Annotated in this window: 3 protein-coding genes and 1 pseudogene; 1 reads left to right on the plus strand and 3 read right to left on the minus strand. The window is 62.5% G+C overall.

Annotated features, from left to right (window positions below; all coding sequences use genetic code 11):
• Positions 1-112: 112 nt before the first annotated feature.
• From GKO01_RS15585 to GKO01_RS15595, 3 genes are read right to left on the minus strand one after another with little or no spacing between them, the layout of a single operon-like run.
• The gene (locus GKO01_RS15585; protein ID WP_041240859.1) at positions 113-346 is read right to left on the minus strand and encodes a PDDEXK family nuclease; all 234 of its coding nucleotides are present in this window, start codon (positions 344-346) and stop codon (positions 113-115) included.
• The gene (locus GKO01_RS15590) at positions 346-1,875 is read right to left on the minus strand and encodes a Y-family DNA polymerase (RefSeq protein WP_244901522.1); all 1,530 of its coding nucleotides are present in this window, start codon (positions 1,873-1,875) and stop codon (positions 346-348) included. The genes GKO01_RS15585 and GKO01_RS15590 overlap by 1 nt, the downstream gene beginning before the upstream one ends.
• Entirely contained in the window at positions 1,766-2,551 is a 786-nt protein-coding gene (locus tag GKO01_RS15595) for an ImuA family protein (RefSeq protein WP_099287787.1), read from the minus strand. Before GKO01_RS15595 ends, GKO01_RS15590 begins: the two co-directional genes overlap by 110 nt.
• 160 nt (positions 2,552-2,711) lie before the next feature.
• On the opposite strand from GKO01_RS15595, the pseudogene GKO01_RS15600 reads away from it, so the two are divergent.
• Positions 2,712-3,056 (plus strand): annotated as a pseudogene (locus tag GKO01_RS15600) (transposase); the annotation flags it as partial.

Consider the following 3,056-nt stretch of genomic DNA (forward strand, 5'->3'; position numbering starts at 1 on the left):
TGTCATAGCCCAGGGCTTTCGCCTGGAAGATCAGTTCATCCGGCTGGCTGCCCGAGCGCAGGAACGAAAACGAGGACGTGACCTGCAGTTCGACATAAGGCGCGCTCATGGTCTAGCGGCGGTGGGGATGGGGATGTCGGCTGCTATCAGGCGCGTTGCTGGTGGGAGCGCGCATCACGACAAATCCGGATCGTTCGAGATAGGCGACCAGACGCTCGGCCACCAGACGGGCCATCAGCTCGGCGGCGTCATGCGTTCGCCTGCGTCCGTCGTAACACAGCGCGTGCATCAGGACTTCGGCCACATCCGAGGTGCTGGCCGGGATCAGATCGTCACGGGGCTCCATCAGAACACCCCCTGAAGAAACCACTCGCCCGAACCGGACCAGTCGTGGCGGCCGTCCCCTTTGCGAAACAGCCACAGGCGCAGGCCGGTCGTGGTCTCGACCTGCCAGTAATCGCGGATCGCGCCATAGTTTTCGACTGTGTGCCACCACTCGCCTAGCAGACGTTCGGGGCCGTCGGCCGCTGCAATGCGATGTGTCTGCCGCTTGAGGACGAACTGGCGGGGCGCACCGTCCGGGAGCAGGGCAGTCACCTGCACCCGGACGGGCAGATCGAACAAAGTGTTCGGCCGCGCCCAGAGCATCTGGCTCGCGAAAGGCGATTTTGCCATGTTGTCCGGAGAAACGCGAGACTGTCCGTCCTCCGGCCAGGCGGAAAACCGGGGCGCAAACTGATAGACGGCTGCAACACCCGGACGGTTGATCAGCCGATCGATGAGGGTCGCGGGCACCGTGTCGACCTGACGATCCTCTGGGTCTGAAAGTACCGGGCGAGCGGGGCCGGCCTCTATCGGCTCGCTGGCGCTGATCGTGAGGGTGACAGCCTCAATGCCAAAACCGGGTTCAATCCGGGAAATCTGATCTTTGAGGAGGCGCAGGATGCGCGTCTTGTCTGAGGTCGGATCGGACGTGCCCACACGGATAGCCTGGACCGTGCTGTCCACACGGACACAGAGAAAATCGATCTGCCGTGCGCCTTCGCCGCGACGGGACAGTAAGGCGCAGGCGCCTGGCACGAGGGCCTCAATGACGGTCGCAATCGCCTCGGCGGTGCCGATAGGTTCGACAAGCGAGCGCGACAGCGAGATCCGGTCCCGTACCTGAACCACGCTCAGCGGTTTGGCCTGACGCCCAAGCACTTCATCCAGACAGGTGAGAAGTTCCGCGCCGAACCGCTTGGCCAGAGGCGCGCGGGGAAGGGCTGCAAGCGCACCAATAGTTGTCAGTCCCAGACGATTAAGACGGGATGCTGTGTTTGAGGCAATCGGCAGGGCCGAGCAGGACAGGCGGTCCAAAGCCTGTTTCTGCTGACCAGGCGGGATGACACAGGCCCCGTCGAGGCGGGAGCGCGCCAGGGCGCGCGAGGCCGCCGCGCTGTCGCTCAGGGCCAGAGAACAGGCATAACCTTTCTCGGAAAGGCGCGTCCGGACAAGAGACAGCATGGCCTCTTCACCACCATAAAGATGGGCACAGCCAGTTGTGTCACTGTACAGGCCATCCGGCGCATCGAGAGCGGGCAGGGGCGACAGCCACAGGAGCCAGCAACAGAGCTCGTGAAGAGCCGCATCATCGGCGTCAGTGTCCTGCTCGACGCACAGGAGGTCCGGCACAAGGCTCCGCGCCTGGGCAAGCGGCTGACCCGGTCTCAGGCCCGCTGCCAGCGCCACCGGATTGACGGCCGTGAGCGTCTGGCGGTTGTGCTCAGGCGCGTGCACAACAAGCGGGCGATCGGGGAGGTAATGATCCGGCTGGCAGAGCTGGAGGCGCTCGGTGCGCCAGAAGGGAAGCCACAGGGCGAGGAAGCGGCGCATGGTCAGGACAGTCGAGAAGCCAGTGGGCAGGACGTCCTCCACGCACCCGCAACAGCGAGACGGAAAGACGACGGGGTCCGGGAAGCGGCAGGACCAGTCCCGGCAAACAGAGAGGGGCTGAAGGATGAGAGGTGATCTGCCAGCGTGTGGCGCAGGCACAGGGATCTTTTCCGGAGGAGCGGGAGACGCTGACAGGGCGCAGGAAGAAGCCGGTGTTCCCGCTGCTTTCGGCAGCCAGATTCAGGCGACGCACTTCTGTCAGGGAGGGGATATGCGGACCAGCTATCACGACAAGGGCGCGCTCGGGACCGCGCAGGATATCCTCGGCCACAGCCAGAACACTGGCGTCATCGCTCTCAACGCAGATCAGGTGTCGGAGCGAGATTCCGGTCTGGTGCAGTCCCCAGGCATGGAGCTGAGGGGGAACCGTACCCAGCCAGAAAACAGGCTGGCCACTGCGCGCGAGCAGAGGCAGAAGCAGGGCGAGGCTGGAACCAATTTCAAGCGGATCGGGCACCAGAATGTCATGCAGGCTGGCGGTTTGGAGGCCGCCGCCCAGATGGTCATCGACCGGCTGCAGGCCTGTTGGCAGCACCGGGAAAATAGAGTGAGGCAGGCTTCGACGCTCGAGGCATCGGACCTGCTCGCGCAGACGCGCCAGCGCGTTCGAAGTCATGACTGTTCTCCCTAACGAGAACAAAAAGAGAACAAACGAACGTGGGACGCAAGTTAAATCTTCTCGTCCGCAGAGGAGGAAAGTGGAGGGTTCGAAAAACCCCTGGTTTTGAGAGCTGCTCTGTGATTCCATTTCCTGTGAGTTGATTGGGATATGGAAGATGAAGCAGGCGGGATTTTTTGACGTTGAAGAGCGACTTGCTCGATTGAGCGGGCTTGGTGAGCAGCTCGAAGCGTTTTCCCGGACTGTGGATTTTGAAGTGTTCCGTCCTGACCTGGAGCAGGCTCTGGCCTATTCAGACGGAAGCAAGGGCGGGCGACCGCCGTTCGATCCAGTGTTGATGTTCAAAATCCTGGTGATCCAGACGCTGAACAATCTGTCCGATGAACGGACGGAGTATCTGATCAACGATCGCCTGTCGTTCATGCGCTTCCTTGGCCGGGGCTTTCAGATCGGGTGCCTGATGCCAGAACAGCCAGGCTGTTCCGCGAGCGTCTGACACGAG

This window comes from Gluconobacter kondonii (assembly GCF_002723995.1).
Taxonomy (GTDB): Bacteria; Pseudomonadota; Alphaproteobacteria; order Acetobacterales; family Acetobacteraceae; genus Gluconobacter; species Gluconobacter kondonii.